Source organism: Acinetobacter sp., from assembly GCF_039596015.1.
GTDB lineage: Bacteria > Pseudomonadota > Gammaproteobacteria > Pseudomonadales > Moraxellaceae > Acinetobacter.
Window position 1 is genome coordinate 12,631 of sequence record NZ_JBCNKN010000017.1, and the last position, 26,887, is coordinate 39,517.

General features: G+C 40.2%; 30 protein-coding genes. 16 read left to right on the forward strand and 14 right to left on the reverse strand.

The genetic code is table 11. The features are described from left to right. The first annotated feature begins 38 nt into the window (after positions 1 to 38). Positions 39 to 1,589: a phospholipase D family protein gene (locus ABDV70_RS12320; protein ID WP_343598182.1), complete on the forward strand. Its 1,551-nt coding sequence runs from the start codon at positions 39 to 41 to the stop codon at positions 1,587 to 1,589. A gap of 11 nt (positions 1,590 to 1,600) precedes the next feature. Here ABDV70_RS12320 and ABDV70_RS12325 read toward each other — a convergent pair whose 3' ends face one another. Continuing rightward, entirely contained in the window at positions 1,601 to 2,449 is an 849-nt protein-coding gene (locus tag ABDV70_RS12325) for a 1-acyl-sn-glycerol-3-phosphate acyltransferase (RefSeq protein WP_343598136.1), read from the reverse strand. A gap of 459 nt (positions 2,450 to 2,908) precedes the next feature. Here ABDV70_RS12325 and hflX point away from each other — a divergent pair, with 459 nt between their 5' ends. The 4 genes from hflX to ABDV70_RS12345 all read left to right on the forward strand — a co-directional run bounded on the left by hflX (position 2,909) and on the right by ABDV70_RS12345 (position 5,881). Beyond that, positions 2,909 to 4,234 carry a ribosome rescue GTPase HflX gene (gene hflX, locus ABDV70_RS12330; RefSeq protein ID WP_343598138.1) on the forward strand — a complete coding sequence of 442 codons (1,326 nt, stop codon included), beginning with the start codon at positions 2,909 to 2,911 and terminating at the stop codon, positions 4,232 to 4,234. A gap of 61 nt (positions 4,235 to 4,295) precedes the next feature. Continuing rightward, positions 4,296 to 4,667: a hypothetical protein gene (locus ABDV70_RS12335; protein WP_343598143.1), complete on the forward strand. Its 372-nt coding sequence runs from the start codon at positions 4,296 to 4,298 to the stop codon at positions 4,665 to 4,667. Between the two features lie 15 nt (positions 4,668 to 4,682). Continuing rightward, positions 4,683 to 5,351 carry an LrgB family protein gene (locus ABDV70_RS12340; RefSeq protein ID WP_343598144.1) on the forward strand — a complete coding sequence of 223 codons (669 nt, stop codon included), beginning with the start codon at positions 4,683 to 4,685 and terminating at the stop codon, positions 5,349 to 5,351. An 89-nt stretch (positions 5,352 to 5,440) separates the two neighbouring features. Beyond that, positions 5,441 to 5,881 (forward strand): DUF2147 domain-containing protein, encoded by a 441-nt coding sequence (locus tag ABDV70_RS12345; RefSeq protein ID WP_343598146.1) that lies wholly within the window; start codon positions 5,441 to 5,443, stop codon positions 5,879 to 5,881. A 104-nt stretch (positions 5,882 to 5,985) separates the two neighbouring features. On the opposite strand, the gene ABDV70_RS12350 is transcribed toward ABDV70_RS12345, so the two are convergent. The 3 genes from ABDV70_RS12350 to pdxA form a co-directional block, all read right to left on the reverse strand. Beyond that, entirely contained in the window at positions 5,986 to 6,822 is an 837-nt protein-coding gene (locus tag ABDV70_RS12350; RefSeq protein WP_343598148.1) for a symmetrical bis(5'-nucleosyl)-tetraphosphatase, read from the reverse strand. Continuing rightward, a complete protein-coding gene (gene rsmA / locus ABDV70_RS12355; protein WP_343598150.1) occupies positions 6,819 to 7,634 on the reverse strand; it encodes a 16S rRNA (adenine(1518)-N(6)/adenine(1519)-N(6))-dimethyltransferase RsmA in 816 nt (271 codons plus the stop codon). Before rsmA ends, ABDV70_RS12350 begins: the two co-directional genes overlap by 4 nt. A gap of 105 nt (positions 7,635 to 7,739) precedes the next feature. Next, the gene (gene pdxA, locus ABDV70_RS12360; RefSeq protein ID WP_343598151.1) at positions 7,740 to 8,714 is read right to left on the reverse strand and encodes a 4-hydroxythreonine-4-phosphate dehydrogenase PdxA; all 975 of its coding nucleotides are present in this window, start codon (positions 8,712 to 8,714) and stop codon (positions 7,740 to 7,742) included. A 244-nt stretch (positions 8,715 to 8,958) separates the two neighbouring features. On the opposite strand from pdxA, the gene rplM reads away from it, so the two are divergent. From rplM to ABDV70_RS12385, 5 genes are all read left to right on the forward strand, one after another. After that, complete coding sequence (rplM, locus tag ABDV70_RS12365) at positions 8,959 to 9,387, forward strand: 50S ribosomal protein L13 (protein WP_343598152.1); 429 nt, start codon at positions 8,959 to 8,961, stop codon at positions 9,385 to 9,387. Positions 9,388 to 9,400: 13 nt separating this feature from the next. Next, complete coding sequence (gene rpsI, locus ABDV70_RS12370) at positions 9,401 to 9,787, forward strand: 30S ribosomal protein S9 (protein ID WP_068974925.1); 387 nt, start codon at positions 9,401 to 9,403, stop codon at positions 9,785 to 9,787. Positions 9,788 to 9,944: 157 nt separating this feature from the next. Then, complete coding sequence (locus tag ABDV70_RS12375; protein WP_343598155.1) at positions 9,945 to 10,598, forward strand: glutathione S-transferase N-terminal domain-containing protein; 654 nt, start codon at positions 9,945 to 9,947, stop codon at positions 10,596 to 10,598. 12 nt (positions 10,599 to 10,610) lie between these two features. Next, a complete protein-coding gene (locus ABDV70_RS12380; protein WP_343598156.1) occupies positions 10,611 to 11,042 on the forward strand; it encodes a ClpXP protease specificity-enhancing factor in 432 nt (143 codons plus the stop codon). A 19-nt stretch (positions 11,043 to 11,061) separates the two neighbouring features. Beyond that, positions 11,062 to 11,721 (forward strand): hypothetical protein, encoded by a 660-nt coding sequence (locus ABDV70_RS12385; RefSeq protein ID WP_343598158.1) that lies wholly within the window; start codon positions 11,062 to 11,064, stop codon positions 11,719 to 11,721. 328 nt (positions 11,722 to 12,049) lie between these two features. Here ABDV70_RS12385 and fur read toward each other — a convergent pair whose 3' ends face one another. Then, a complete protein-coding gene (gene fur, locus ABDV70_RS12390; protein WP_343598160.1) occupies positions 12,050 to 12,487 on the reverse strand; it encodes a ferric iron uptake transcriptional regulator in 438 nt (145 codons plus the stop codon). Between the two features lie 109 nt (positions 12,488 to 12,596). Between fur and ABDV70_RS12395 the strand changes: the two genes are divergently transcribed. Then, positions 12,597 to 12,986, forward strand: a complete 390-nt coding sequence (locus tag ABDV70_RS12395) for an outer membrane protein assembly factor BamE (protein WP_343598162.1) — start codon at positions 12,597 to 12,599, stop codon at positions 12,984 to 12,986. A 61-nt stretch (positions 12,987 to 13,047) separates the two neighbouring features. On the opposite strand, the gene ABDV70_RS12400 is transcribed toward ABDV70_RS12395, so the two are convergent. From ABDV70_RS12400 to ABDV70_RS12440, 9 genes are all read right to left on the reverse strand, one after another. After that, entirely contained in the window at positions 13,048 to 13,362 is a 315-nt protein-coding gene (locus ABDV70_RS12400) for an RnfH family protein (protein WP_343598164.1), read from the reverse strand. Then, positions 13,362 to 14,444 (reverse strand): hypothetical protein, encoded by a 1,083-nt coding sequence (locus tag ABDV70_RS12405; protein WP_343598165.1) that lies wholly within the window; start codon positions 14,442 to 14,444, stop codon positions 13,362 to 13,364. The genes ABDV70_RS12400 and ABDV70_RS12405 overlap by 1 nt, the downstream gene beginning before the upstream one ends. A gap of 143 nt (positions 14,445 to 14,587) precedes the next feature. Next, entirely contained in the window at positions 14,588 to 15,043 is a 456-nt protein-coding gene (locus ABDV70_RS12410) for a bacteriohemerythrin (RefSeq protein WP_343598167.1), read from the reverse strand. 285 nt (positions 15,044 to 15,328) lie between these two features. Then, positions 15,329 to 16,177: a class II glutamine amidotransferase gene (locus tag ABDV70_RS12415; protein WP_343598169.1), complete on the reverse strand. Its 849-nt coding sequence runs from the start codon at positions 16,175 to 16,177 to the stop codon at positions 15,329 to 15,331. A 194-nt stretch (positions 16,178 to 16,371) separates the two neighbouring features. Beyond that, the gene (argB, locus tag ABDV70_RS12420; protein ID WP_343598170.1) at positions 16,372 to 17,274 is read right to left on the reverse strand and encodes an acetylglutamate kinase; all 903 of its coding nucleotides are present in this window, start codon (positions 17,272 to 17,274) and stop codon (positions 16,372 to 16,374) included. Between the two features lie 10 nt (positions 17,275 to 17,284). Beyond that, on the reverse strand, positions 17,285 to 18,703 hold the full coding sequence (locus ABDV70_RS12425) for a phosphomannomutase/phosphoglucomutase (RefSeq protein ID WP_343598183.1): 1,419 nt from the start codon (positions 18,701 to 18,703) through the stop codon (positions 17,285 to 17,287). 162 nt (positions 18,704 to 18,865) lie between these two features. Then, entirely contained in the window at positions 18,866 to 19,318 is a 453-nt protein-coding gene (gene dut, locus ABDV70_RS12430; RefSeq protein ID WP_343598171.1) for a dUTP diphosphatase, read from the reverse strand. A gap of 24 nt (positions 19,319 to 19,342) precedes the next feature. Further along, complete coding sequence (rep, locus tag ABDV70_RS12435) at positions 19,343 to 21,388, reverse strand: DNA helicase Rep (RefSeq protein ID WP_343598185.1); 2,046 nt, start codon at positions 21,386 to 21,388, stop codon at positions 19,343 to 19,345. 403 nt (positions 21,389 to 21,791) lie between these two features. After that, on the reverse strand, positions 21,792 to 22,454 hold the full coding sequence (locus ABDV70_RS12440) for an OmpA family protein (protein WP_343598173.1): 663 nt from the start codon (positions 22,452 to 22,454) through the stop codon (positions 21,792 to 21,794). A 237-nt stretch (positions 22,455 to 22,691) separates the two neighbouring features. Here ABDV70_RS12440 and ABDV70_RS12445 point away from each other — a divergent pair, with 237 nt between their 5' ends. The 5 genes from ABDV70_RS12445 to minE all read left to right on the forward strand — a co-directional run bounded on the left by ABDV70_RS12445 (position 22,692) and on the right by minE (position 26,714). Beyond that, a complete protein-coding gene (locus ABDV70_RS12445) occupies positions 22,692 to 23,621 on the forward strand; it encodes an acyltransferase (protein ID WP_343598175.1) in 930 nt (309 codons plus the stop codon). Positions 23,622 to 23,626: 5 nt separating this feature from the next. Beyond that, complete coding sequence (locus tag ABDV70_RS12450; protein WP_343598187.1) at positions 23,627 to 24,673, forward strand: preprotein translocase subunit SecA; 1,047 nt, start codon at positions 23,627 to 23,629, stop codon at positions 24,671 to 24,673. 159 nt (positions 24,674 to 24,832) lie between these two features. Next, positions 24,833 to 25,546: a septum site-determining protein MinC gene (gene minC, locus ABDV70_RS12455; protein ID WP_343598177.1), complete on the forward strand. Its 714-nt coding sequence runs from the start codon at positions 24,833 to 24,835 to the stop codon at positions 25,544 to 25,546. Between the two features lie 77 nt (positions 25,547 to 25,623). Next, complete coding sequence (gene minD / locus ABDV70_RS12460) at positions 25,624 to 26,436, forward strand: septum site-determining protein MinD (protein WP_343598179.1); 813 nt, start codon at positions 25,624 to 25,626, stop codon at positions 26,434 to 26,436. Between the two features lie 2 nt (positions 26,437 to 26,438). Continuing rightward, complete coding sequence (gene minE / locus ABDV70_RS12465; protein WP_343598181.1) at positions 26,439 to 26,714, forward strand: cell division topological specificity factor MinE; 276 nt, start codon at positions 26,439 to 26,441, stop codon at positions 26,712 to 26,714. The last annotated feature ends 173 nt before the right edge of the window (positions 26,715 to 26,887 follow it).

A 26,887-nucleotide genomic window follows, 5' to 3' on the forward strand; every position in this document is an offset into this window, starting at 1 on the left:
ATCGGAAAAGAAGTTTCCAATCGGCACGTACGCTTGTTTTGGGATTCAGTTTAACCCTTGGGTTAACGGCGTGTAATACCCTTCCGCCCCAATATCCGCAGCCGATTGTTCATGCAAACGATATCGACACGTCGCATACACACCTTGCCGAGTTAATCCGCCCATTAGAAGAGGCAAATCCGAATTTAACAGGATACCATGTTCTCTATGACCCACTTGAGGCCATTTCAGCACGACTCAGTCTCATCAACAAAGCGCAAAAGTCTTTAGACTTACAATACTATATTTGGGACAATGATAATATTGGTGCGCTGGCACTCCATAATATTATTCAAGCTGCAGACCGTGGTGTCAAAGTCCGTTTACTGATTGATGACAATAATGCCAAGAAAATGGAAGGCATTTTTCTAGCGCTCGATCAGCATCAAAACATTCAGGTTAAACTCTATAACCCCTATCGTTTTCGAAATTTTCGGGCGATGGATATGCTTTTAGATTTAAAGCGTATTAATCGTCGAATGCATAACAAAAGTTTTATTGTCGATGGGCACGTGGCTTTGATTGGTGGGCGCAACATGAGCAACCAATATTATAATGCCAGTGATAACTACCAGTTTTCAGATATCGATGTGCTGTTAGTTGGAAGTGCCGTCCATGATATTTCGCAGTCTTTTGATGATTATTGGAATGACGCCTATGCTTATCCTGTTCGGCAGATTGTTAATCCTCAGAAACATCAATTACGTTATGAAAGCCTAAAACAGCAACTCGATGCACATTATCAAAAAATTACCGTACAAAACTATTTGAACTTAGCCAATCACTCGCGTGATTTTGATCAATGGCTCAATAAAAGTATTGAGTTTGACTGGGTAAAAGCCGTTGTTGTAAAAGACTCCCCAAATAAAATACGCAATCAGGCAAAACCTGAAGAATATTTAACGACACAGCTTGCACACGACATCGACCCTCCCGCACATAATATAGATATTATTTCGGCATACTTTGTTCCTGAAAAACAAGGCACGGCAGTGTTAAGTGATATGGCAAAAAAAGGGATAGAAGTTCGGGTACTGACCAACTCTTTTAAAGCCAATGACGTTTGGCTAGTACATGCATTTTATTCAAAATATCGCCCTGAACTGCTCAAGAATGGCGTCAAGTTATATGAATTTTTACCTGTGCTAGACAGCATTGCATTAAACCCAGTCACCAAGGAAATTGCCAAAAAAACCAAACTGAGCTTACGGGGGCTGAGTCGTTCAAGCCTGCATGCAAAAATGATGACCATTGACGATAAACAAGTCTTTATTGGTTCATTTAATCTCGATCCCCGTTCTGCAAAGCTCAATACAGAAATTGGTGTCTTACTAAATAGTACTAGCCTTGCAACCGCAATTCATACCACCATGAACCACGACATTGATAAATATAGCTATCAACTACAACTCACACCTGAACAGAAAATTCAGTGGATACGAGAAACACCACAATTTCAAAAGATCTACCAGCAAGAACCTAAAATGAAATGGTGGCAAAAAGCAGGATTACAGTTCGTCTCATGGTTACCCATCGAAGGCATGATGTAATTCATTTCAGGCTATGAAACTGGGCATATTTTCTCAGCTTCATCTTCCTGATTTAATTTCAAAATTTTATTATGCAGCTCTTCTAAACCTTGCTGCATTTTTTCTTGCACTTCTTTGGTTAAATCTTCAAGCGTTTTGCCTGTCACATCAATTCTGGGTAAAAACATCAGATGCGCTGTGACTTTTGGCATTTCCAAAACACGCTTAACATGGTCTGCAAACGAAATATCACCAAAATAAGGGGCAGTTTGATCCAATTCACCTTGCTGATTCACATAAGTAATCAGGGCAATTTGAACAGGTCGTTGTGCTTCGATTGCAGCGCCCAATAAACGCCCATGAATCCGTTTAATATATGTTCCATCAGAAGTGGTAGCTTCTGGAAAAAACAAAACGGGAATCCCTTGCTTTAAAAACTGGGTAATTTCTTCTCGGATACGAACAGAATCACCAGACCCGCGTTTAATAAATAAAGTACCGCCGCCTTTGGCAAGCTTTCCTAACAACGGCCACTGCTCGATTTCGGCTTTGGCCAAAAAAAACACCCGCGCGCCAGAACCCAATACTGGAATATCGAGCCATGACACATGATTACTGACCCACAGCGCAGGCGATCTTTCTGCCGAACAGCCATGAAGCTGCACATCAATATTAAATACCTGACACAAACGGCGGCAAAACCACTGCACATAGCGAGTATTTTCTGGCGCATTGGGATGCTTATAAAGCTGATGACGATAAACGACATAAAACCCTTCGCCAACTGCGGAAACACTATTTCCAATTTTTTTAGCAAAGTGAAATATCCGAGAAAGTCCCTTTTTCTGTTGTTCTGATGGCTGAGCTGGCTGTTGAGTCATAATCTATCTGGACGATGCGTTAAAATCTTTTATTCATTATAAAGAGATACATTTATTGTGCAAAAAAAGTTGCACGATTCATTCAAATAATCGAATGTAATGATAATTATTTTCAATTTTATCTCAACAGATCATTTGCCTATTATAAAAACATGCCCACATAGCTGAAGGAGAATGCTATGAACACCGTCACCAGTTCTGTAACCATGAAGAGTCATTTCAAACCTGCTCTTCATCTCCTCAAATGGATTATCGGTTGGAGTATTTTATACTCAGGTGCGTTTATTTTACTTAACCAGCTTTTTTTACAGCTCGCTTAAATCTGAGTTATATAAAATTTAAGCCCAATAAATCAAAAATTTATATTGAATCATCTTCACAAAATTTGCCTAGCGCTCGCCTAGTGTTAAAGATTTATCTACAATAGATTTTTAGACAAATCAGGCGAGTGCTAGCGAAGTGGAATATATTGAACGACATCAAGGTGGTGAAAAAACCATATTAGTCAATGTATCTGTTCAATTACTGGATGATCTTGATGCCGAAGAATTTCAACTTCTCGCAAAATCAGCAGGGGCAGAGATTCTGCAAATCGTCACTGCCCAGCGTATTAAACCTGATCCAAAATTCTTTATTGGCTCGGGCAAGGCCGAAGAAATTGCTGAACTTGTTCAAGCGCTTGAAGTTGATCTGGTGATTTTTAATCATGCACTCTCGCCTGCCCAAAAACGAAATCTGGAAAAAGTCCTCAAATGTCGTGTGATTGACCGTACAGGTCTGATTCTGGATATCTTTGCCCAACGCGCCCGTACCCATGAAGGGAAATTACAGGTCGAACTTGCACAGCTTGAATATCTTTCAACACGCTTGGTGGGTGGGTGGACCAATCTTAGCCGTCAAAAAGGTGGGATTGGATTACGTGGGCCTGGTGAATCACAACTCGAAACAGATCGACGTTTACTTCGTATCCGTATGGGACAGCTCAAGAGCAGACTTGAAAAAGTTCGCCAAACCCGTATTCAAGGTCGTGCTGCCCGCAAAAAAGCAGATATTCCAACCGTGTCATTGGTCGGATACACCAACGCAGGCAAATCAACCCTGTTTAATCTGTTAGCACAAAGCGATGTCTATGCTGCCGACCAACTTTTTGCCACACTCGACCCAACTTTACGTCGTTTAAACTGGGATGGTATTGGAACATTGGTGCTGGCAGATACTGTTGGTTTTGTACGCAATCTTTCTCATTCTTTAGTCGAATCATTCAAAGCCACATTAGAAGAAACCTTAGAAGCGACTTTATTGCTGCATGTCATTGATAGCAGCAGCCCCGACATGCTGGAACAAATTGAAGCGGTTGAAACCGTTCTTAAAGAAATTGGGGCTGACGTTCCAATTTTACGGGTTTATAACAAGATTGACCGTAGTGGTGATGAAGCAAAAATTATCTATGCTGCGCCAGACGAACCAGAACGGGTCTATGTTTCTGCCCATACAGGGCAAGGCTTGGACTTATTACGCCAAGCCGTTCAGGAATGTTTAATGGGGCAAATTCAGTCCTTTGAACTCACACTAAAACCCCACTATGGAAAACTTCGGACACAGCTTTACAACCTGAATGTCATTCAATCTGAACACTATGATAATGAGGGAAATTTAATCTTAGGCATTATCATTGCACCTCAAAAATTAAAAGAACTCATTCAAAAGTTAAATTTATCTTTAGATGAAATCTTAGGTGAACGAGCCAGTCAATTTAAACGCCCACTTGAAGCGTTTGAAATTTAAACAAAGATGGGTTAAAACTTGATAAATCACATTTATTAAAAATGTCATTGTGAAGTTGCTCATGAATGGAATACATAAAATCGACTGGCAGGCATGGATTGGAAATATTGCCTTAATCATCATTTTTAGAGAGGGCGCACTCTGGATCATGACCCAATTTCATTTTCCAGAGCTAGGCAATCTGGTCGGTTTACTTTCTCTGCTGGCTTGTATGCTCATTTGGCGCAGATTCAAACCCATCTCGCTACGGCTTGTCGATAGCAATAATAAAATCATGCGTGAAAGCGCCCTTGCCTTTTTGCCCGTGTGTGCAGGTTCACTGCTCACACTGGTGCATATGGGTAAAGAAATCCCGCTTTTTCTTTTGATCTTGTCGGTCAGTACGCTTATTCCCTTATGGGTTTATGCAAAAATGTCTAAGCACTGGCTATAACAAGGAGAAGATGCCATGTTACTTATTTTTATATCCTTTGCGATCACCTTGATTTCCTATCTCCTTGCCAAATGGCTGAATCGATATCTTTCTCGAGTCCCTGTACTTGTCATTGGTATGTTCTGCGTAATTGCTACTTTAAGCATTGTTCAACTGCCTTATGAACACTATGCACAAGGTACACACGACGTATTTGCTCGCTTACTCGGTTATGTGACTGTTGCGTTAGCGATTCCTTTAGCAACAATGCGCTATGATGATTTACCATTGAAATCACTCTCGGGGATTTTATGCTTTGCCAGCATTAGTGCCGTCGTTTTACCCGTGAGTTTAGCTTATATGTTGCATATGGCACACCCAACCGTATTAGCATTTACCACCCGTGCTGTTACAACGCCGATAGCCATTAATATTGCCAATCTGGTCGGTTCGCCTGTTAGTCTGGTGATTTTAATTGTGATTTTATCTGGTTTAATTGGTGCAAGTTTTTCATCATTGATTCTAAGAAATATCCATGATGAACGCGCATCAGGTTTGGCTTTAGGACTGGCTGCACATGCGATTGGTACGGTTCAGGCATGGCAACGTGGCCCTGTTGCAGGACGTTATGCGGCTTTTGGTATGGCTGTAAATGGCGTGTTTACTGCCATTTGGCTACCACTTGCATTTCATTTGCTTCAATAATGAGAATTTAGTTCGCATAAACTACTAATGAGAAGGAATCTCACCTAAAATAACATGAAGAAAATGCCCCATCTTCAAGAGGATAGAACATGAAAGGAAAAATATTATTTGCCTTATTATTATCTGCATGCAGCAATCTGATTTTTGCCGCAGAGATTCAGGGACTTTGGAAGAACATTGACGATAAAACCGGTTCATCCAAAGCGCTTATCCAAATTACCCCTCAAAGTGAGGGAATCTACTCAGGTAAGATTGTCAAGATCACACCGCGTCCGGGCTATACCCCCAGAGAAACCTGTGTCAATTGCCCTGCACCTTATACCAATAAACCTATTTTAGGCTTAGATATTATTCATAACCTGAAATATGTTGGGAACAACACTTTTGAAAACGGCAAAATCCTAGACCCTCTCACAGGCAAGATTTACACCGTAAAAGCACGACTCAGTCCGAACGGTAAAATTCTCTATCTACGTGGTTATTTAGGGGTTTCGGTTCTCGGTCGTACACAAACGTGGATACGTGACTAAACCAACCTGTCTTAATCTAGAAGTCAGTCTCTTTATATAAAAACCTTATTTCAGGATGATATACATACAAAATAAAAAGCGATCATTTCTGATCGCTTTTTATTTTAAATCGGATTTTTAACCTGAAATATTTGCTCGTCTTCTAAACGATAAGCAATCAAGTTATTTCCCCAAACACAGCCACCATCGGTGTTCTGAATACGAGGTTTGACACGCCGTCCCTGCAACGCTGCCCAGTGCCCAAAGATAATCTGGTGGGTCTGTGTCGCTAAACTCTCAAATTCAAACCACGGTTGAAACCCTGCCGGCATTGGGTCATCTAATGATTCTTTAAAACTAAACTCTAAACGCCCTGTCGCATCGGTTAGACGCATTCGGGTTAAATAGTTGGTGATGGTTCTGAGTCGAGCATTCCCCTCTAAACCATCATCCCAAAGATCTGGCTGAGAGCCATACATTTCACTTAGGAAGCTATCGAGTACAGAAAAATCATCATGCGATAAAACTGCCTCAACTTCCTGTGCCAGCTTTTCCGTCTGCTCTGCCGACCAAATACAAGGCACACCCGCATGGGTCAAAATGGTTTTGTCATTTGGAAACAGACAAAGTGGCTGATGACGTAACCAGTCAATCAACTCATCACTGTCAATCGCATCAATGATTTCCTGCGTGTGATCTTTGGCTTTAATCGCTTTTAAATTACGTGCGCCTGCAAGCAAGGTTAAATCATGATTTCCCAGAACTGTTGCCGCAGCACCACGTTCTACCAACTTTTTGACAAAACGTAATGTCCCTAAAGAATTCTCACCACGTGCAACCAAATCACCTGCAAACCAGATAAAATCCTGTTCTGGATCAAACTGAATGGTTTTAAGCAGAAGTTTTAATGCTTCAAAACATCCCTGCAAATCACCAATCACATAATTATAGCGTTTACTCATGCGTTAACCATCTGATTAGATAAAGCAACGAACTGCGCTAGACTCAAGGTTTCAGGTCGAGCCATCGGGTCAATACCTGCCTTCTCAAATCCTTCTTCAACCAACATGCCTTTTAAGCTATTGCGCAAGGTTTTTCTACGTTGAGTAAAGACATGTGCCACCAAACGAGATAAAGCCTGTTCATTATTGGCAACCACAGGTTTTTCTGCATAAGGCACTAAACGGAAAACAGCACTGGTGACTTTCGGTGGTGGGTTGAATGAACCCGCAGGCACTTCAAACAAGAACGTCGCCTGACAATAATACTGAATCATCACCGACAAACGCCCATACTCTTTGGTATTTGGCTTGGCAGTAATCCGATCCACCACTTCTTTTTGCAGCATAAAGTGCATATCTTTTACTTTAGAGCCAAACTCTAAAAGATGAAAAAGTAAGGGGGTCGAAATATTATATGGAAGATTTCCCACGACACGTAAAGGACGATCTTCTTCAAATAACTGACTGAAATCGAACTTTAACGCATCCGCCTCAACAATTTTCAGACGCTCTGGGTGTGGAACACGTGCAGGCAACCCTGCTGCCAAATCACGATCTAGCTCCACAACAGTCAAAGCATCACATTCACCAATCAAAGGTGAAGTTAATGCTGCCAGACCTGGCCCAATTTCAACGATATTTTCGCCCGCACGTGGGTTAACTGAACGAACAATTTTAGCAATCACGCGTTGGTCATGTAAAAAGTTTTGACCAAAACGCTTACGTGCCTGATGCCCTTCATCTTTTGGGTTTAGGGCATTAATTTGATACATAGAAATTTTCCAAAATATAAACTTTAATCATTCGGCCTGTTGCAACCGCGAATAACCCATTTTTTCCCATCTATAAGGAAATGCTATGGGGCGCAAAAGACCAGTTCATCGACAGGTTTGTGCTAGGGTTAAAGCCAAATCAACAGCCACATGCAAACTTGAACTTTTTGCCTGCCATGTCCCCGCTAGAGACAGTGCCGTGCCGTGGTCAACTGAGGTACGAATAAAAGGTAAGCCTAAAGTAATATTAATCGCTTCACCGAATCCCTGAGATTTTAACACAGGTAAACCCTGATCATGGTACATTGCCAAAACTGCATCTGCATTTTGTAAATGTTCTGGGGTAAATAACGTATCTGCGGGTAAACATAGACTTAACTTTTGCCCTGCTTCACGATATTCATTCAAAACAGGATTAATAATCTCGATTTCTTCACGCCCTAAATAACCATCTTCTCCCGCATGGGGATTTAAACCACACACTAAAATTCGTGGTTCAGCAATTTTAAATTTGGTTTTTAGGTCATGTAATAAAATATCAATTACCTGACGTAACCGCGTCGGCGTAATCGCATCGGGTACATCACGTAAAGGTAAATGAGTCGTTGCCAATGCCACTCTTAATGATTTGGTGGCCAGCATCATCACAACTCGTTCAACACCAGCATATTCCTGATAATATTCGGTATGACCACTAAAATGAATGCCTGCCTCATTGATCACCGATTTTTGTACAGGTGCAGTTGCAACCCCAACACTTTTTCCCGCTAACGCATATTCTGCCGAACGTCTTAACTGTTCCAAAACATAACTGGCATTACTGGCATTTAAATGCCCTGCTTCAACCTTTTTTGAAACCGCCACATGTTCAACATACAAAATACCAGCTTCAGAAGACTGTCGTTGCCCCGTATAGTCAACCAGAGTCACGTCTAATCCTAACTGTTCGGCACGTTCTGTCAGCAGATGTTTGTCCCCTAAAACAACAACTGGACGTTCATCCTGACGCTGTGCAAGTGTTAAACAAATATCTGGTCCAATACCCGCAGGCTCACCACTGGTAACATATAAAGGTTGCACATTTACCTACTTACTGATGATCAGTTCAGCCGTATGATACTGCATATTATACGCTGAACGGCTTCGCAAAAAAGAAAAGCCCACAAAATGTCGAAAATACCTTTCTTGAATGTACAAACTACGCTAGAATGTGCGCTCAATTTTTATATTGATGCTCTGATTCAAAATAAACTTATTGAGAATCTGTGCTCGTGACTGTTTGGACATCTTTTTGTTCAAACCAACTATAATAGGTATGTAGTTAATGAAAACTCTCAGCGCTAAGCCTGCTGAAGTACAACACGACTGGTACGTTGTTGATGCTTCTGGCAAAACTCTTGGTCGTTTAGCTAGCGAAATCGCTCGTCGTTTACGCGGTAAGCATAAAACTTCTTTCACTCCTCACGTTGACACTGGTGACTACATCATCGTAATCAATGCTGAGCAAGTACAAGTGACTGGTAAAAAGTCTCTTGACAAAAAATACTATCGCCACACTGAATTCCCAGGCGGTTTAAAAGAAACTAACTTCGAAAAGTTAGTTGCTCACAAACCTGCTGAAATCTTTGAACGTGCTGTTAAAGGCATGTTGCCAAAAGGTCCTCTTGGTTATGCAATGATCAAGAAGATGAAAGTGTATGCTGGTAGCGAGCATCCGCATACTGCTCAACAGCCACAAGTTTTGGACATCTAAGGGATAACAGCACATGGCTACTAACTATGGTACAGGTCGCCGTAAGACCGCAACTGCACGTGTTTTCTTATCAGCTGGTACAGGTAAACTCGTAATTAACAACCGTACTTTAGAGCAATATTTCGGTCGTGAAACTGCTCGTATGGTTGTACGTCAACCTTTAGAGCTTTTAGAAGCAACTGAAAAATACGATTTATACATCACTGTTGCTGGTGGTGGTATCGGTGGTCAAGCTGGTGCGATCCGTCACGGTATCACTCGCGCTTTAATCGCTGCTGATGAAACTTTAAAACCTGCTCTTCGTCAAGCTGGTTTCGTTACTCGTGATGCTCGTGAAGTTGAACGTAAGAAACTTGGTTTACGTAAAGCTCGTAAACGTCCTCAATTCTCTAAACGTTAATTCGTTTTCCGAATTGGACAAAAACCTCGGCTTTTGCCGAGGTTTTTTTATTGCACAAATACTAAACAACTAAAAATATGAGTAAAACCACAAGCGGTTCGTGATTTTCCAAAGTAGTTTTAGTATCCTTAAACCTTCATCTTATTTTTATCATTTTATGGCTCTGGAAATTTCTGAACATCAAGGTATTACCCTGTATAGTCATAGCAATGACTATCGTTCACACTGGATTCGTTTCGTATTGGCTGAAAAACAGATCAAGTACCAACTCGTTCTTGTGGATTATGATGATGAAGACCTCGCCAGTTTAAATCCATACAATCAGCTTCCAATGTTACTCGATCAAGGCATCAAATTATTTCATGCCCCAATCATTGCTGAATTTCTAGATGATCGATACCGACAAAACAAACTCTATGCCGATGCGCCCGTTCAACGTGCACAGCAGCGCCAATATGTCTGGCGTTTTGAACAAGACTGGTTCCGTCTGGTTGACCAGATGCTCCGCCATTCAGATACACTCGATGAAACCGAGAAAAAATCTGCACAAAAAGAATTAAGAGATACTTTTATCTCTCTCACCCCACTTTTTCAGCATTTTCCATTTTTTATGTCAGAGCAATTTTCTATTTTAGATTGTATGCTCGGCTCAATTTTAATCCGTCTAAATGAGATGGGAATACAGCTACCAGCGCAACAATGCCGCCCCATTTTTTTATATGCACAACGGATTTTTAATCGTACAAGCTTTGTCAAATCCATGACATTACAAGAAAAAAACAGGTATAGTGATCTTATTGTAAAACCTTAAGAGTTGAGTCGAATGTCTGAACAAGAAATTGCTTTAAGCCCTACACGCCCTTACTTGGCACGCGCAATTTATGAATGGATTTGTGACAATCAACTTACGCCTTATTTATTGGTTGATGCAACACAGCCCAACACTACGGTTCCTGTACAGTATGTAAAGGATGGGCAAATTGTACTCAACATTGCACCACATGCTGTACATCAGTTTCACATGAGCAATGATGCCATTACTTTTTCTGCACGTTTTGGTGGCGTATCACAAAATCTTTATGTTCCGTTAGCTGCTGTCATGGGCGTTTATGCACGGGAAAATGGGCAAGGTTTATTCTTTGATCCAAATGAATATGACAATATTTCTGAAGAACACAACCAAGAACAAAACACGATCAGCTCAAGTGAGCCTGAACCAGAGAAGAAAAAACCAAGTCTCAGAATTCTAGACTGACAATAAAAAGGATGTGCTTATGGCTTTTGATTTATTCCAATATTTTGCTGAGCAAACTAAAATCCAAAAGCCTCAGCATTTTCAACAATATACAGCTGAAAAAGCAAATGCATTGGTTCTGAAACTAAACGCATTAGTTTTGGGTAAACTCATTCATGAGTCACAAGTTTCCCCAGATCAGCTTTATAAAGAAATCCATCAACAAGACCCTCTTTATATTCAACAACTTGCTCGCCATTTAACCACCTCACCACAAAACAAGTCAACGCTACCCAAAGCCGAATTTGAACAATTACTCAGTGATATCTTTGAATTACAGTTCAAAGAACTGAAACAGCTCGACGACATTGGTCATTTAGGACAAGGGGATCTGATTCATTTATTAAAAGATCAGATTGACTATTTATCTGGACAGGCGGAAGATTGGATATGGAGAACCAACCAACTTACATCACTTGTTGGTTCAAAACCAATTATTGAAGAAGATACCGCATCGCTTGATGATAGCATTCAGGAGTTTAATCACATGGTTCACTCACATCACGACCAAGATCAACACGTTGCAGAGCCAACTGTCGCTGAAATTCCAACTTGGGCTAAAATTGTAGAACCTGTTGTGGCACTAGTCGTTTTAGCTTACCTATATTGCGTTTACACTCAACTGACTGTGCTACACTAAAACGATATCAATGACGGTCTATTGCTAAAACAGGCAAACCGTTTCATATTCAACCGAGTTAAGTCATTAGCTCGGTTTTATTTTTTGTATATTAAATTTTATATTCATATTTGAGTATTAAATCAGGTGCTTTAACACATCGTGAATCATCAATTTTTGAATATGATTACAGCATTTTATTGATAATATTTCTTTAATTTTCTGGTTCATCATATTTTAAACATCGCTATTTTTTACCAAAAAATCATAATATAGCGATATGAGATGACATTCTAAAAATAAAAAGACGCTCTTAAAAGCGCCTTTTTATTGTTATATTTATGTAGAATTATTTCTTGCGAAATACTTCCTGACATTCAACTGCATCGCAATAACCATACAGATTCAAAGAATGCCCTGTTAGAGAAAAACCAAATTTTTCGGCAACTTTATGCTGCTCTTGTTCAATCACATCATTTGTAAATTCAATCACTTTATTACAGTTTTGACAAACAAGATGGTCATGATGGTCTTCTTGCATAATCTCAAAAACAGAATGATTATTTTCAAAATGATGACGTTGAATAATACCAGCAGCTTCAAATTGTGTTAATACACGATATACAGTTGCTAAACCAACATCTTCACCTTGATCAAGTAATGTTTTATAAATGTCTTCAGCGCTCAAATGATGCTGTTTTGAGTTTTCAAGTAGTTCCAATATTTTAATTCTTGGAAGGGTTACTTTAAGGCCAGCTTTACGTAAATCTTGGTTTGAAATTGCCATGAAAAAGTCTCTCAACAATTTTTAAATTGGAATATGCAACAGAGTTTAGATGCAGTATGATCTATCCCTAGATTAAATGCATCATAATTGATTTGGATAGTGTAGCAAAATGCAAAAAATAATGTTGACGAGCTTACTCGTCAGTACGTTGCTCGCCGGCTGTGTATATAAAATCGATATCCCTCAGGGTACACCTTTAACTAAAGCACAAGCATCCCAAGTACAAACTGGCATGAATTACCAACAAGTTCGTTTCTTACTTGGCAGCCCGACCATTGCCGACCCTATGAACCCAGAGCGTTGGGATTATATCTACAACTATATTCCGGGAACTTATGCCAAAAAAGCAAAAATCCCTGCTGCACACGGACAGCATTTAAAAATTTACTTTGATAACACAGGTGTTGTCACCAAAATTGAAGGTCTAGATTCAATTCCTGATGCTCAACCAGGTCTACCACCTTCAAAAGAAGCAATTCTTAATGCGCCTTCATTATAAGCACATAATGACAGATACAAAAGCAATAATCCCAATCATTTGATTGGGATTATTTTTATCATCAAGATCGTTTAAAACGATTACCAGTTTGGTAACGTCCAACAGGATTTTTTTCTGCCCGTTTTCGACGAATATCTTTTGGGTTAATCTTTAAAGGAAGATAGATTTCAACACGATCGCCCGCTTTGAGCAAATGCGTTGGACTATGAATTTTCACCCCCCAAATACCCAAATTCAATGTTTCAGGCAATTGAGTCTGTTCATTTAAGCCACTTTGCGCAATCGCATCTGCCACAGTCATTCCTTCCTGATAAACAACTTTAATATGAAATTGTTGTTCAGGAGATGCATAGGCAACCCACACATATTGCTGCATCAGATGTGCCCCATCACAATCGCAATAATTGCAAGTACAATCGACAATGGCAACACAATACGCACAGCGATACGCCAAAGATTATAAATGGCTTCATTTGAAAAATTCAGTGCTTTACGTAGATGACTGATTTTCATCACCCAGCCTACAAATACCGCATAAATTAAACAAATCACTAAGCCCCACAACATCACGAGCAAATTAAATACGTTTAGCGTTGCAGTAACAGCCCAAATAAACAAAGGAAGTAACTGAATGATCCATTGTAAAATGATCGAAACTTGACGTTGTTGTAGTTGCTCACGGGCGAGTTGTAAGAGCAATGCCGCAGCAAAAAGCGCAGTGATCATCACACTTAAAGCAGGAATTTGTGTCTGTACAGCAAAGAAACCAAATGCAATCACCGCCAATAATTGTGCAATCCAAATCGGAAATTGAACTTGAGAGACGTGCTCTGCTTGATTCAGTTGCACAAGGCTCGTTTGCGAATACACGCCCAACCCTAAGCCGCTTGCAACCAAGGCTAAAACAGTCGCATTGCCCCACTCAGTGAATGAAATAGCAGTGACATGCCACGCTTCTAATTGTAATGGGAATAAATGGCTCAAAACCAACGAAGCAAGAACACCAACAACCAGAACCAAGGTTAGCCAAATACGTGGGATAAAAGAGAATCCGACCGCAATCACAGCCGCAATCAGGAATAAAATTGACTCAGAGGTCAATATCAGTCCATTGCCCTGCAAAACATGGCCTGCATTTGCCAAAATAGCGCCTGCTAGGAATGGAATAAAACTGACCGCTAACCAACCCGCAATTCGCCAACGTGGTGAAGCATCCGCATCACGCGTTAACCCCATCAAAGCATTCAATGCAGATGTTTTTGCTCGTCTAACCAAGGCAATTTCCAAATAACCAATAGGTAATGCCAAGACCAGCATACTGATCAACCACAGTAGCCAAAAATCAAGTGGACGATCAATCTGGATACCAACTGTTGGTGCCAGTGTAACCATCAACATAAAAGATAAACAAAACGCCATCAGCGGCGATAACCATCGTGACATAGGTATGTCCTGCATCCGAAGTTTCAAGAATGATGAGCTATTTTGCCTTTGTCACTCAGGAAAATCAAAGTTTACTCAAAAAAAGAAATCATTGCCGAAGCAATGATTCTTGAGCGCGAATTTCATTTTATTATTTTATTATTCTTATTTTGTTATTCCTAGGAAAAGAAACGAGAAAACCAGTTCTTTCCTTTTTTCTTTTCTTTTTCTCGAATAATGTTTTGCATGTTTTCTTTCACTGCTCCAACATAATCCGCATCATCGTGTTGTATATGGTTAATTAACCATTTTGTTAGAATCTGATGCAATTCTTCTTCTATTGCTTGCCCCATTAAAAAACGATCACGGTAATTTTCAATTTTTTTAATAAAAAGATCGTGTACGCGTTTATGTGGAACGCGATATTTATACTCGGCTTCTTCTTGTAAACTTTCTTCAAAAGTAAAATGCGATTGTGTATAGTCAATAATATTGTCTAATACCTCTTTAATTTTTACCTGATCGTGCGTTGAGCGAACGTCCTCGATTTCATTGATATAATCTAGAATACGTTTATGTTGGTCATCAATAACCTCGATCCCTGTATTATATTCTGAACGCCAATTCATTTTCATGTTGAACTTAACTCCCCACTAATCAGGTGCCATCATATACGACTCAACAGCAACAAAAAATCAAGCGGGCTAGTCGGGATTAAGCCAATATTATATTAATCATTTGATATATATAGAAAAAATAGATTAATATAAACTAAAAGAGTCAAGTATTTTTTAACCAATTACAGCATAAATTAAGCACAAAATTAGAACAAAATATGCTTTTCCCAATCAAAAAAAGTGCAAATAAAGAATCATTTATACCCATAAATTGTGAATTTATTCACATTTATTTTTAGACTTTTAATACATATCCGCTTGTGTAATACGACGTAGCGATGGGTCTAATTTCTCACGCTGCAACCGTTCAATATATGTTTGTGCCTGATAAATATTTTGTCCATCTTGAAATACAATAAACTGACCTGGTCGAAATGCCGTCCAAATTTCATTTTGTGTCAGGGGTTCTGTGGTAATCACAGCAACACGGTCTTGGGGAGTTGTCACGGTACTAAAGTCCACTTCAACATCCAGATCAATCAAATGTGCAGGTTTAAAAGGGTATCCTCGTACCAGCCAATGTAGTTTAGTCGTTGCATAACTAAACAAAGCTTGTCCATTCGACAAACAAAAGTTAAATGTGCCGTATTCAGCAACTTTTGGGACGATTTTTTCAAGCGCCTGTGCAACTTCTAAAATCGCTGGTGGCTGATAGCCAAAATGTTGCACCAACTGATCTAGCAAATAGCAAAAGGCATATTCACTGTCTGTATTGCCCACAGGCGTAAATCGTCCTGTGAGTTCAGGCTGAAAGCCGTGTAAATCGCCATTGTGTGCAAACACCCAGTGCCGCCCCCATAATTCACGAACAAATGGGTGTGAATTTTCAAGAGTAATTTTACCCTGTGTGGCTTTGCGAATATGCGCAACAACATTTTTCGATTTGATTGGATAGTCACGAACCAGTTCTGCAATCGGTGATTTGATTGCAGACTGATTATCCACGAATAAACGGCACGCTTTATCCTCAAAAAAGGCGATTCCAAAGCCATCACAATGATCTGATGTAATTCCCGCACGTTGTGAAAACCCTCTAAATGAGAAGGTGATATCCGTTGGCGTTGCACAGTTCATTCCGAGGAGTTGGCACATTGGACGACTTCTTTTTTCAAAATGTTAAATCTTAAGTTGAATGTAATAGATAGCTGCGTATGACGCAAATTCGTTTTTCTACTGTCTTTATCATATTTTTAGATAAAATTATTGTTCTATTGTCGATATTTAGAATAAAAACAATGTTAAGGCTACAAGAAACCTTAACATTGAGATGATTTTAAAATTTAATGTTAAGCATGTTTTGCACGATTGGTAATCAATGTTCCAACACCATGATCGGTAAAGATTTCTAGCAATGTTGCATGTGGAACACGTCCGTCAACAATATGCGCACTAACGACACCACCTTTTACCGCATCCAATGCACAGCTTACTTTTGGAATCATGCCACCGTAAATCACACCAGTTTCAATTAAACGATCGACTTCCTGAGTGGTTAATCCTGTCAGAAGCTGTTTATTTTCGTCTAATACACCCGAAATATTGGTCAGTAAAATCAACTTTTCAGCACCTAAGGCTTCAGCAACTTTACCTGCAACAAGGTCTGCATTGATGTTATAGGTATTGCCATGCTCATCGACACCTAAAGGTGCAATAACAGGAATAAAATCACCTTGGGTAAACATTTCAAGAACGTCAGTTTTTACCCCAACAACTTCACCAACCATCCCGAGGTCAATGTGTTGAATTGTTCCATCATCGGCCTGTTTTTCCATCAGCAGTTTTCGCGCATGTAACAGGTTTCCATCTTTACCTGTCAAACCAATTGCACGACCACCATGTTGGTTAATCAAATTCACGATTGATTTATTGACACTACCGCCCAGCACCATTTCCACAACTTCCATCGTTGCTTCATCGGTGACACGCATCCCATCAATACGGTCAGATTCTTGTCCTAAGCGTTTTAGTAAAGAGTCAACTTGTGGCCCACCGCCATGCACAACAATTGGGTTTAAGCCAACTGTTTTAAGTAAAACGATATCTCGTGCAAAAGAACTTTCAAGTTCTGGATCAGTCATGGCATTACCGCCATATTTTACAACGAGCGTTTTTCCCGCAAAGCGTTGAATGTACGGCAAAGCCTCAGTGAGTACTTGTGCTTTGTCGAGGCCTTGGTGTTGAAATGGCATCTGCCTCTCCTTAATGCGCCTGACGAATATCTTGGGCAATTTCTGGATATTGTGAATTAAAAATAGCGGCAAAGTCCTGACGAATCTGTTCTAGACGCTCTGCTGTATCGGCATCGAAACGGGCTGTCAAATATTCGCCTGTATTCGATGCTCGAATAATGCCAAATCCGTCCTCAAAATCAAGTCGGATTCCATCTATTTTGATTAATTTCGCCCCCATCATCTGACAATTTTGCTCGATCAGTTGTAACAATGCCTGAGGAGAATGATGGTGAGTCGAAATGTAGTTATCTTCTGTCGAAAAACGTTTTGGAATAGCGAGCATCAACTGTGAAAATGACTGATCTTGCTGACTGAGAAATTCGATTGCGCGTAATGCAGCATACAAGCCGTCATCGTACCCCCGCCCGCGTCCATCATTAAACACATAATGCCCCGCATATTCACCACCAAAAATAGCCTGCCGTTTTGAATGTGCAATATATTTACGCAAAAACGTACTGCCTGTACGAATCATGGTGGCAATACCCTGATGCTTTTCAACAAACTGTGTCACCTGATTCGAGCATTTCACATCAAATACAATTTCATGTTGTGGTTGCTGTGCCAGACAAATTTGTGCAAATAAACACAGTAACCTGTCTGCACCAATAATTTGCCCTGTTTCATCCACAATCACAACACGATCACCATCACCATCTAGGGCAAAACCTAAGTCAGCCTGTTGTTCTATCACCTGTTGTTGTAATCGTTGCAAATGACGGGCTTTAGATGGATCAGGAGCATGCTCAGGGAAATGTCCGTTTGCCTTACACCGCAATGCTGTGACAATGCAACCTAAACGTGTCAGGCTTTCAACCGCATATTGCCCTGCCGAACCATTTAAGCCATCCACAACAATTTTAAGTGGGCGTTTAATCTGAATGTCTTGTTGTAAATACTGTAAATATTGCTGACGAAATTGTTCATGAAATTGATGTGGTGAATCTAAAGCAATTTGATCATCGTCAATTTGGGTGATTTCCTGTTGTGCCCAAACTGCAATTTCTTGAATTTGCGCTGGCGATGGCGGCTCACCCTGACACATCCATTTAATGCCATTGTCTGTTTTTGGATTGTGGCTTGCGGTAATCATGATGCCATTTCCGCCATATTGGGCAGCGAAAAAATACATCATTGGCGTGGAACAGCAGCCAAGCTGAATGACTTCTATTCCATGCTTTGACAGCAAGCTCTGAATCATTGCAGCATACTTCGGACTGCTTAAACGAGCATCATAGCCTAAAACGAGCCGCTTCACCTGTTGTTGTGAATATAAGCGTGACAATGCCACCGCAATTGCAGTCACAATAGAAGGCGTCAAGTATTCTAATTTGCCTCGAATATCATATGCCCGAAAGATCTGTGTGGGAAAGTTCGCTTTATTCAACAGCATCATGGTCGTTCATCATTTTCATCATGAACAAATTGTGTGGACAATGACAACTTTTGTAAATATTGGCTCAGATATATTTTGTAATAATTAGACTAATTTATTAAAAAGGCACTGATTCGTGCCTTTCTTGTTTAAATGATAACCCACTGGCGATGATTATTGCTTACCAGTATGTCCAAAACCACCTGCTCCACGCTCTGTTGCAACAAAGTCTTCGACTTGTTCAAACTCTGCCTGAACCACAGGCACTAAAACGTATTGTGCCAAACGCTCACCTGGTTCTAGGGTAAATGTTGTTTGACCACGGTTCCACACCGAAATCATCAATTCGCCTTGGTAGTCTGAATCAATCAGGCCCACTAAATTGCCTAACACAATCCCGTGCTTATGACCTAGACCTGAACGTGGCAAAATTAAACCTGCAAAATTCACATCTTCAATATAGATCGCTAAACCTGTTTTCACTAAAACCGTTTGACCAGCTTCAATTTGAATCGCTTCATCCAGACAAGCACGTAAATCCAAACCTGCTGAGCCAGATGTTGCATAGCTCGGTAATGGCCATTCTTGACCTAAACGTGGATCTAAAACTTTAACCTGAACTTTCATAACTATTTCCTAATCGTCTATCAATTAGTGCTTATGCTTGAGCATGGCACGTAAATTCTCTAAATACATTTTGGCTTGTTCTTTCGGATCAACAGGCACTTGCGCTTTTTTCTTGCGCCCTAACCAGTCCAGTTCATCCTGTGGTAATTCATCCAGAAAACGACTTGGGGTCATCTGTTTCATCTGCCCACCTGCCTTACGCTGTTCTGCAAGGGTTAAGGTTAGTCCCTGACGTGCACGGGTAATCCCCACATACATTAAACGGCGCTCTTCTTCGATGGTGTCACTGGCAATCGAGTTTTTATGTGGCAATAACTCTTCTTCTAGCCCCATGATATAGACAAATGGAAACTCCAGACCTTTGGCTGCATGCAAAGTCAATAAGTTGACTTTATCCACGTCATCTTCTTCTTGTTGCTGCTCCAATAAATCGAGCAACACCATTTTGCGAATCACACTTTCAATGTTCTTTTCATCAACATTTTCAGCACGGTTAATCAAACTTTGAATACTGGTATACAGTGTTTCAATATTATCCAGCTTGGTTTTTTCCTGTGCAGGCGTTGCCGACTGTTCACGAACATAGTCGATATAACCTGTTTCCGTAATCATCTGACGGATAATCGGTACAGGTTCATCGTCTTCCAACATATCGCGGGTGTAATCCGCTATAAATTGAGCAAATTCATTCAACTGCGAGCTGATTTTTTTGCTTAATACCATCGACAGTCGTTGATCACCTGCCGCAGCCAATAACGACAAATGATTTTCCTGTGCAAATAAGCCCAATTTTTCCAGTGTCACAGGGCCAATTGAACGCTTTGGTGTATTAATAATTCGTAAAAATGCACTGTCGTCTTCAGGGTTGATGATCAAGCGTAAATAGCTCATCACATCCTTAATTTCACTCCGCGCGAAAAAGGATGTCCCACCCGACAATTTATACGGAATTTGCATTTGTCTAAGCTGTGTTTCTAGCACACGTGCCTGAAAATTGCCTCGGTAAAGCACTGCATAATCTTTCCAGTTCTTGCCATTCATCAGCTTATGCGTCATCAAATCTTTTACGACACGTTCTGCTTCATCGTCATCATTACGACAAGTAATAATACGAATAACTTCGCCATGCCCTTTATCACTCCACAGTTTTTTATCAAAAATATGTGGATTGTTTTCAATGACACAGTTTGCTGCTTTTAAGATACGACTGGTTGAACGGTAGTTCTGCTCAAGCTTAATGACTTTTAAGGTTGGAAAGTCCTGTTGCAATAATGCCATGTTTTCAGGCTTTGCCCCACGCCATGCGTAAATCGACTGGTCATCATCACCTACTGCGGTGAAACGCCCCAAAACCCCGACCAGTAATTTAACCAGCATATATTGGGCAGTGTTGGTGTCCTGATATTCATCGACCAGCAAATAGCGCACACGGTTTTGCCACTTGTCACGCACTTCGGCATTTTCTTGCAATAACCGAGTCGGCAACACAATCAAGTCGTCAAAATCAACGGCGTTATAGGCTCGCAAGTTACGCTCATACAACTGATAAAGATGAGCAAAACGGACATCATCTTCAGTTTCACAGGTGCTGTGTGCCTGTTCTGGAACTATCAGATCGTTTTTCCAATCTGAAATCTTCTTCATTGCTTTGGCAATTAATTCTTTGCTTTCCGCACCAGATAAATTGTCTTGGTGCATTAAATCCATCAAAATGCGCTTACAGTCATCGGCATCTAAAATAGAAAAGTTATTTTTTAGCGGAAGATGTTTCAGTTCTAACCGCAATAAATTTAAACCAAAGGTATGGAATGTTGAAACCGACAAACCTTTGGATTCTTCACGGTTCAATAATTTCCCCACACGCTCTTTCATTTCACGTGCAGCTTTGTTGGTAAAGGTCATGGCGGTAATTCGATGTGCAGGAATCCCACATTGCTGTACCAAATACGCAATTTTACGTGTAATCACCGATGTCTTACCCGAACCTGCTCCAGCAAGCACTAACAAAGGGCCTTGAATGTATTTCATTGCTTCAAGTTGTTTGTCATTAAGTTGACTTGCTGACGACATACCGTTACCTCTTTCTGGTTGGAGCATGATTATAGACATCTCCGTTTTAGAATCCCAATAGTAAATGCTGATGAGTTAAACATTTAGAAATTTGTTTAGCCCCACTGATCGGATGACACTCCCGATTTTGACAAAATTAGGAATACTTTTTATGAAAATTGATCGAGATGAAATAATAAAAATCAGGTGAAATTCTATGTACCTATCACGTAGAAAGAAACAAAAACAATGAATGTTATGGTTCACCGACCACATGTTTTAATGAAACCAATATTATTGTAAATGATCGATAAAAAAGAATGAGATCGACAAAAATGCCAAATGAATCAGAACAAATGTTCTCAATACTCTTAAAAACCAAAAACCACCCGAAGGTGGCTTTGGTAAATACATCAGCTTGTAATTATGATTGACGCTCATAAATGCTGATTTCAACACGGCGGTTTTGTTCACGACCTGAAGCTGTGCTGTTTGATGCAATTGGGTTTGCCGAACCATTCCCTTGTGCATTGATACGGTTTGAGCCAACGCCTTGACCAATCAAGTAGTTTGAAACAGCTTGTGCACGAGCTTGAGATAATGGAATGTTAATTGAATCATTACCTGTGTTATCTGTATAACCCGTTACAAGAATTGCACTTTTGTTATCTTCAGCCAAAGTTTGAGCAACTTTGTTCAAAGTCGTATAGAAGTTCGGTTTAATGGTTGATTTATTGGTATCAAATGTAATGTTACCCGGCATCACCAAACCAACTGAACCATCTGGATTACGGTTCACTTCTACACCAGTACCTGCCATTTGTTGACGAAGTTTTTTCTCTTTATTGTCAAGATAGAAACCGGCACCTGCACCCAAAATTGCACCAATTGCAGCAGCGCGGTTATTTTGAGCAGCTGAGTTCGCACTTGAACGAGAGATGCCATAACCTGCTGCAGCACCAATTAAAGTACCAATTGCAGTTTTGTCATACTGGCGAATGCCACTTGTTGCACCGCCATCCATGCTTTGACACCCAGAAAGGACTAAAGCCCCAGCTGTTAATGTAGAAATAACGACTGCACGCATCGCATGCCTCCTTTTATGATGTTTTAGTAATATTTTGAATTATGAAATAAATAAAATTTGCTTAACATTAATTTTTTGTTAAAAAAAAGATAAGTTGTTAACATTTAAGCAATAACCTATACATAACGACATATATAGATCATATTTTTTACATATTTTAAGTGATCTTCTATTTTTTTTGACTCTATGCCACTGCATGGTTATCTTTATCTTGCAAGACTGATCTTAGGAATAGCTATGAGCGCAAGAAAAAATCAGAGTATCTTCAAAAAAATTACCAAAGGGCTGACTGTCGGATCAGTCATCACAGGCAGTACCTTTTTGCATGGGCCTCCTGTTTTAGCTTTAGGTTTAACCAAGCTCTTTAAAAAATCGAGTAAAGTTGATGAAACCAATATTCAAATTACCAACAGTTGGTTAAAAGTCAATAATTGGTTGATTGACCATGTGTTACCTAACACCAAATGGGATATTCATGTTGATGAACAGCTCGATTTAAATTTGCAGGGTCATTACATCATGATCTGTAACCATCAAAGTTGGGTGGACACTACTGTTAATCAATATTTTGGTTTAACCCGCATGCCACTGACCCGCTTCTTTACCAAATGGGAGCTTATTTTTATCCCTTTTGTTGGGCAAGCCTTCAAAATTTTAGGCTTTCCGATGATGAAGCGTCACAGCAAATCACAAATTGCCAAAAATCCTGAACTCAAAAACCGAGATATTGCCGAAGCACGTAAAGCTTGTGAACAACTCTTAAGCCAGCCATTTACATTACTCAATTATGTTGAAGGCACACGATTTACCCCCGAAAAACATCGACAACAAAAATCACCCTATCAATATCTATTAAAACCCAAAGCAGGCGGTCTGGCACTGGCACTGAATATTTTAGGGGACAAAGTCGATGCACTGGTTGATATGACCATTGTGTATCCTGACGGTGTATCGGGTTATGGTGACTTTTGGTTGGGAGAGATCCCTCGCATTGCCGTTCATTTACGCAAAATTGAAATTCCAGATTGGATATTACAGGGCAGCTACGAAAATGACCGCGAGTATCGGGCACAGTTCCACCAGTGGCTGACTCAGATTTGGCAGGAAAAAGACCAGATCATCCACCAAATGCAACAACGACTCTCTTCAGTTACCACCGAGTCCTAATCATCATGCCGAATGCTGCGAAACGCTCAAATAAATTTAATCACGTTCATCATAATTCACTGCGATGGAAACTCTATCTCATCTATGACATTTTCATGATGGGTATTATTATTTTTAATTTGTTCTGTTTGGGTGCCAATGCGGTATTCATGAGCAACTTTGCAGTGTGGCTTTCTCAGCACCTGCATTTGATGGAATTTCTCAATTTTTATAAACAGCAGCTACATCCGTGGGTGAATAAAACCGAAGGCTGGTTTATTAGTTTCTTAATTTGCGAGTTGCTCATTCGATGGACAATTGCAATTGTACAACGACATCATCAACGCTGGTTTTTCTTTCCATTTATTCATTGGTATGAAATTTTGGCGATTATTCCCCAACTGCGGTTTTTGCGTTTATTTCGCGCGGGGATTATCGCCTATCGATTGCACGAATTAGGCTATCAAATTATTCCACAGCACTGGCATGAAACAGGACGTTTCTATTATCAAGTCATTATGGAAGAGTTGTCAGATCGTATCGTGATCACGGTACTCGATGGTATTCGGCATGAACTTGATACCAGTTCAACGCATAAAAAAATCATTCATGATTTGGTAAATCATCACAGAGAGATGTTTGCCAAAGCCCTTGCAGATCTTTTACAAGACAATCTGGCCACTGAACTCAAACAGCAACGTGAATATCTTGCGCAACATGTTGGTGATATCGTTCAAAAAGCCGTTGCCGATACACCAGAAATTCATCAATTGTTGCGCCCATTTCCAATCGTGGGAAGCCACATTGAAAACCAACTCAAGAATATTGGTCGTCGTTTGGGTGAAAACATCACACAGGGATTACTTGAACCCTTTGTCGAAAAACCACTCAACCAATCTAACTTAACCTACCAGCATATTGCACTGAAACTGAGTCAGGTGAACATTGATCAAGCATCTCTTGAATCTTTTGTTGAATCTGCTGTTTATGAAAGTTTAGAATCAATACGCAAACAAGTAAAAGTGAAACAATGGCAACAAATTCTAGCGGCATCCAAACGAGTTCAAAACTAAATATGCCTCAGCTTGGTGTTGTTTGTGCCTCGACCCGTTGTCCAGCATTCTTCACTTTAAAATGTCATATTTCATACCTATGCTAAGTGACATTTACCCTATTTTTAACAATCTTTGACTTAATTTAGTCGCTTGGTCAAGGGCCTTTAAGGAAGTACTATGGCTGATATACGCATTACAGGCAGAATGGTTAATTTTTCACGGTTAACCTTCGATACGAATGATCATGATGCTATTCGCCAGCAACTTACTCAATTACTAGATGACACGGCATCACAAGGTGCTTTGGTCATTTTAGACAGTACCGTCGAACAAGAACTTATCGCACTTATCCAGTTATTGGTCAGCTTAGGTTTACAACCTATGGCCGTCATTGACGGTATTTTGGGAGACGAAGCACGTGCGATTCAATTCCCTGTATTGCCCGCAGATCGACCATTACAGAGAATTAAACCAACCACTGAACAAATAGTTGAACAAATCGAAGATAAAGCTCAAAATACAGACAACTGTAAACAAAAATCAAACGCGGTTTCTCATGCAACCTCATATCATAATGAGATCTTGCGTACAGGTCAGTGTCTTGTACAAGAAAACGGTGATGTTATTTTAAATGCCAGTATGAATAGTGGTTCAGAAATTATTGCATCAGGAAATATTCACGTTTATGGTACAACACATGGTCGTATCATTGCAGGCGCAAGCGGGGATGCTTCCGCACGTATTTTTTGTCAGTCTTTAAATGCTGAATTGGTTTCGATTGCAGGTACATATTGTGTGGCAGATGACGTACCACACGACATGATAAAAAAACCTGTTCAAATTTATTTAAATGAACGTCATGAACTAGAATTTGAAGCATTAGAAATTTAAGATAATAGGATATTCTTTAGATTTTTAAATGCACTTGATTATTTTGAAAAGCAAATGACCAAACAGGAGCGAATTCGGTGGCCAAAATTGTTGTCGTAACTTCAGGCAAAGGCGGTGTAGGTAAGACTACAACCAGCGCATCATTTGCTACAGGCTTAGCCTTACGTGGCCACAAAACAGTGGTTATCGACTTTGATGTGGGTTTACGTAACCTTGATTTAATTATGGGTTGTGAACGTCGCGTCGTATATGACTTTGTCAATGTAATTAATAACGAAGCACGTTTACAACAAGCGCTTATTCGCGATAAAGATATTGAAAACCTATACATTTTACCCGCATCACAAACACGTGATAAAGACGCATTAAGTGATGAAGGCGTTGAACGTGTTATGAACGAACTCGCTCAGGAGTTCGATTACATTATTTGTGATTCACCAGCAGGGATTGAACGTGGTGCGATTTTGGCCATGTACCATGCAGATGAAGCTATCATTGTAACCAACCCTGAAATTTCATCTGTACGTGACTCTGACCGCATTATCGGTATGCTCGATAGTAAAACCAAAAAAGTTGAGCATAACGAAGGTCGTATCCGTAAACATCTATGCATTACACGTTTTAACCCTGAACGTGCAGATCGTCAGGAAATGTTGACCATTGATGATATTTCAAAAGACATCTTGCGTATTCCAACATTAGGCGTTATTCCTGAATGTCCAAGCGTATTGCAAGCGTCAAACGAAGGTAAACCTGTCATTCTGTATACAGAAACCAGTGCAGGTCAGGCGTATGACGACCTTGTCGCACGTTTCCTTGGTGAAGACCGTCCTTATCGACATATCACGGCAAAACCAAAAGGTTGGTTGGCCCGTCTATTTGGAGCATAACCATGGCAGGATTCTGGAGTAAACTATTTGGCAATGAAGAAAAACTCTCTAGCGCGCAAACAGCTAAAGACCGCTTAAAAGTCATTGTTGCCTCTGAAAAAGGATTTGGTGGTGGACGTTTAAGTCAAGATAAAATTGACCAAATGAAAAAAGAAATTATGCAGGTGGTTGGACGTTACGTGAGTGGCGTGAATGAACAACATATTCAAATGCAGGTTCGTTCAGAAGCAAACATTGAAATGCTTGAAATGAATATCAATTTACCTGAAGAACCTTAATTTCAATATTGATTAGCCAATTTTATGAATTCAAGGCAAAATATGAGACTGGATCAGCAAAGCACTGCTTTGCCCAGTCGCAAGGCGAGAAGCTATGCTTCGAGTGGACTGGATCAGCAAAGCACTGCTTTGCCCAGTCGCAAGGCGAGAAGCTATGCTTCGAGTGGACTGGA

Coding starts and splice junctions, on each gene's coding strand:
- ABDV70_RS12325 (WP_343598136.1), bottom strand. CDS start 2,449: ATGACTCAACAGCCAGCTCAGCCATCAGAACAACAGAAAAAGGGACTT.
- ABDV70_RS12335 (WP_343598143.1), top strand. CDS start 4,296: ATGAATGGAATACATAAAATCGACTGGCAGGCATGGATTGGAAATATT.
- ABDV70_RS12340 (WP_343598144.1), top strand. CDS start 4,683: ATGTTACTTATTTTTATATCCTTTGCGATCACCTTGATTTCCTATCTC.
- ABDV70_RS12345 (WP_343598146.1), top strand. CDS start 5,441: ATGAAAGGAAAAATATTATTTGCCTTATTATTATCTGCATGCAGCAAT.
- ABDV70_RS12350 (WP_343598148.1), bottom strand. CDS start 6,822: ATGAGTAAACGCTATAATTATGTGATTGGTGATTTGCAGGGATGTTTT.
- rsmA (WP_343598150.1), bottom strand. CDS start 7,634: ATGTATCAAATTAATGCCCTAAACCCAAAAGATGAAGGGCATCAGGCA.
- rplM (WP_343598152.1), top strand. CDS start 8,959: ATGAAAACTCTCAGCGCTAAGCCTGCTGAAGTACAACACGACTGGTAC.
- rpsI (WP_068974925.1), top strand. CDS start 9,401: ATGGCTACTAACTATGGTACAGGTCGCCGTAAGACCGCAACTGCACGT.
- ABDV70_RS12375 (WP_343598155.1), top strand. CDS start 9,945: ATGGCTCTGGAAATTTCTGAACATCAAGGTATTACCCTGTATAGTCAT.
- ABDV70_RS12380 (WP_343598156.1), top strand. CDS start 10,611: ATGTCTGAACAAGAAATTGCTTTAAGCCCTACACGCCCTTACTTGGCA.
- ABDV70_RS12385 (WP_343598158.1), top strand. CDS start 11,062: ATGGCTTTTGATTTATTCCAATATTTTGCTGAGCAAACTAAAATCCAA.
- fur (WP_343598160.1), bottom strand. CDS start 12,487: ATGGCAATTTCAAACCAAGATTTACGTAAAGCTGGCCTTAAAGTAACC.
- ABDV70_RS12395 (WP_343598162.1), top strand. CDS start 12,597: ATGCAAAAAATAATGTTGACGAGCTTACTCGTCAGTACGTTGCTCGCC.
- ABDV70_RS12400 (WP_343598164.1), bottom strand. CDS start 13,362: ATGCAGCAATATGTGTGGGTTGCCTATGCATCTCCTGAACAACAATTT.
- ABDV70_RS12405 (WP_343598165.1), bottom strand. CDS start 14,444: ATGCAGGACATACCTATGTCACGATGGTTATCGCCGCTGATGGCGTTT.
- ABDV70_RS12410 (WP_343598167.1), bottom strand. CDS start 15,043: ATGAAAATGAATTGGCGTTCAGAATATAATACAGGGATCGAGGTTATT.
- ABDV70_RS12415 (WP_343598169.1), bottom strand. CDS start 16,177: ATGTGCCAACTCCTCGGAATGAACTGTGCAACGCCAACGGATATCACC.
- argB (WP_343598170.1), bottom strand. CDS start 17,274: ATGCCATTTCAACACCAAGGCCTCGACAAAGCACAAGTACTCACTGAG.
- dut (WP_343598171.1), bottom strand. CDS start 19,318: ATGAAAGTTCAGGTTAAAGTTTTAGATCCACGTTTAGGTCAAGAATGG.
- rep (WP_343598185.1), bottom strand. CDS start 21,388: ATGTCGTCAGCAAGTCAACTTAATGACAAACAACTTGAAGCAATGAAA.
- ABDV70_RS12440 (WP_343598173.1), bottom strand. CDS start 22,454: ATGCGTGCAGTCGTTATTTCTACATTAACAGCTGGGGCTTTAGTCCTT.
- ABDV70_RS12445 (WP_343598175.1), top strand. CDS start 22,692: ATGAGCGCAAGAAAAAATCAGAGTATCTTCAAAAAAATTACCAAAGGG.
- ABDV70_RS12450 (WP_343598187.1), top strand. CDS start 23,627: ATGCCGAATGCTGCGAAACGCTCAAATAAATTTAATCACGTTCATCAT.
- minC (WP_343598177.1), top strand. CDS start 24,833: ATGGCTGATATACGCATTACAGGCAGAATGGTTAATTTTTCACGGTTA.
- minE (WP_343598181.1), top strand. CDS start 26,439: ATGGCAGGATTCTGGAGTAAACTATTTGGCAATGAAGAAAAACTCTCT.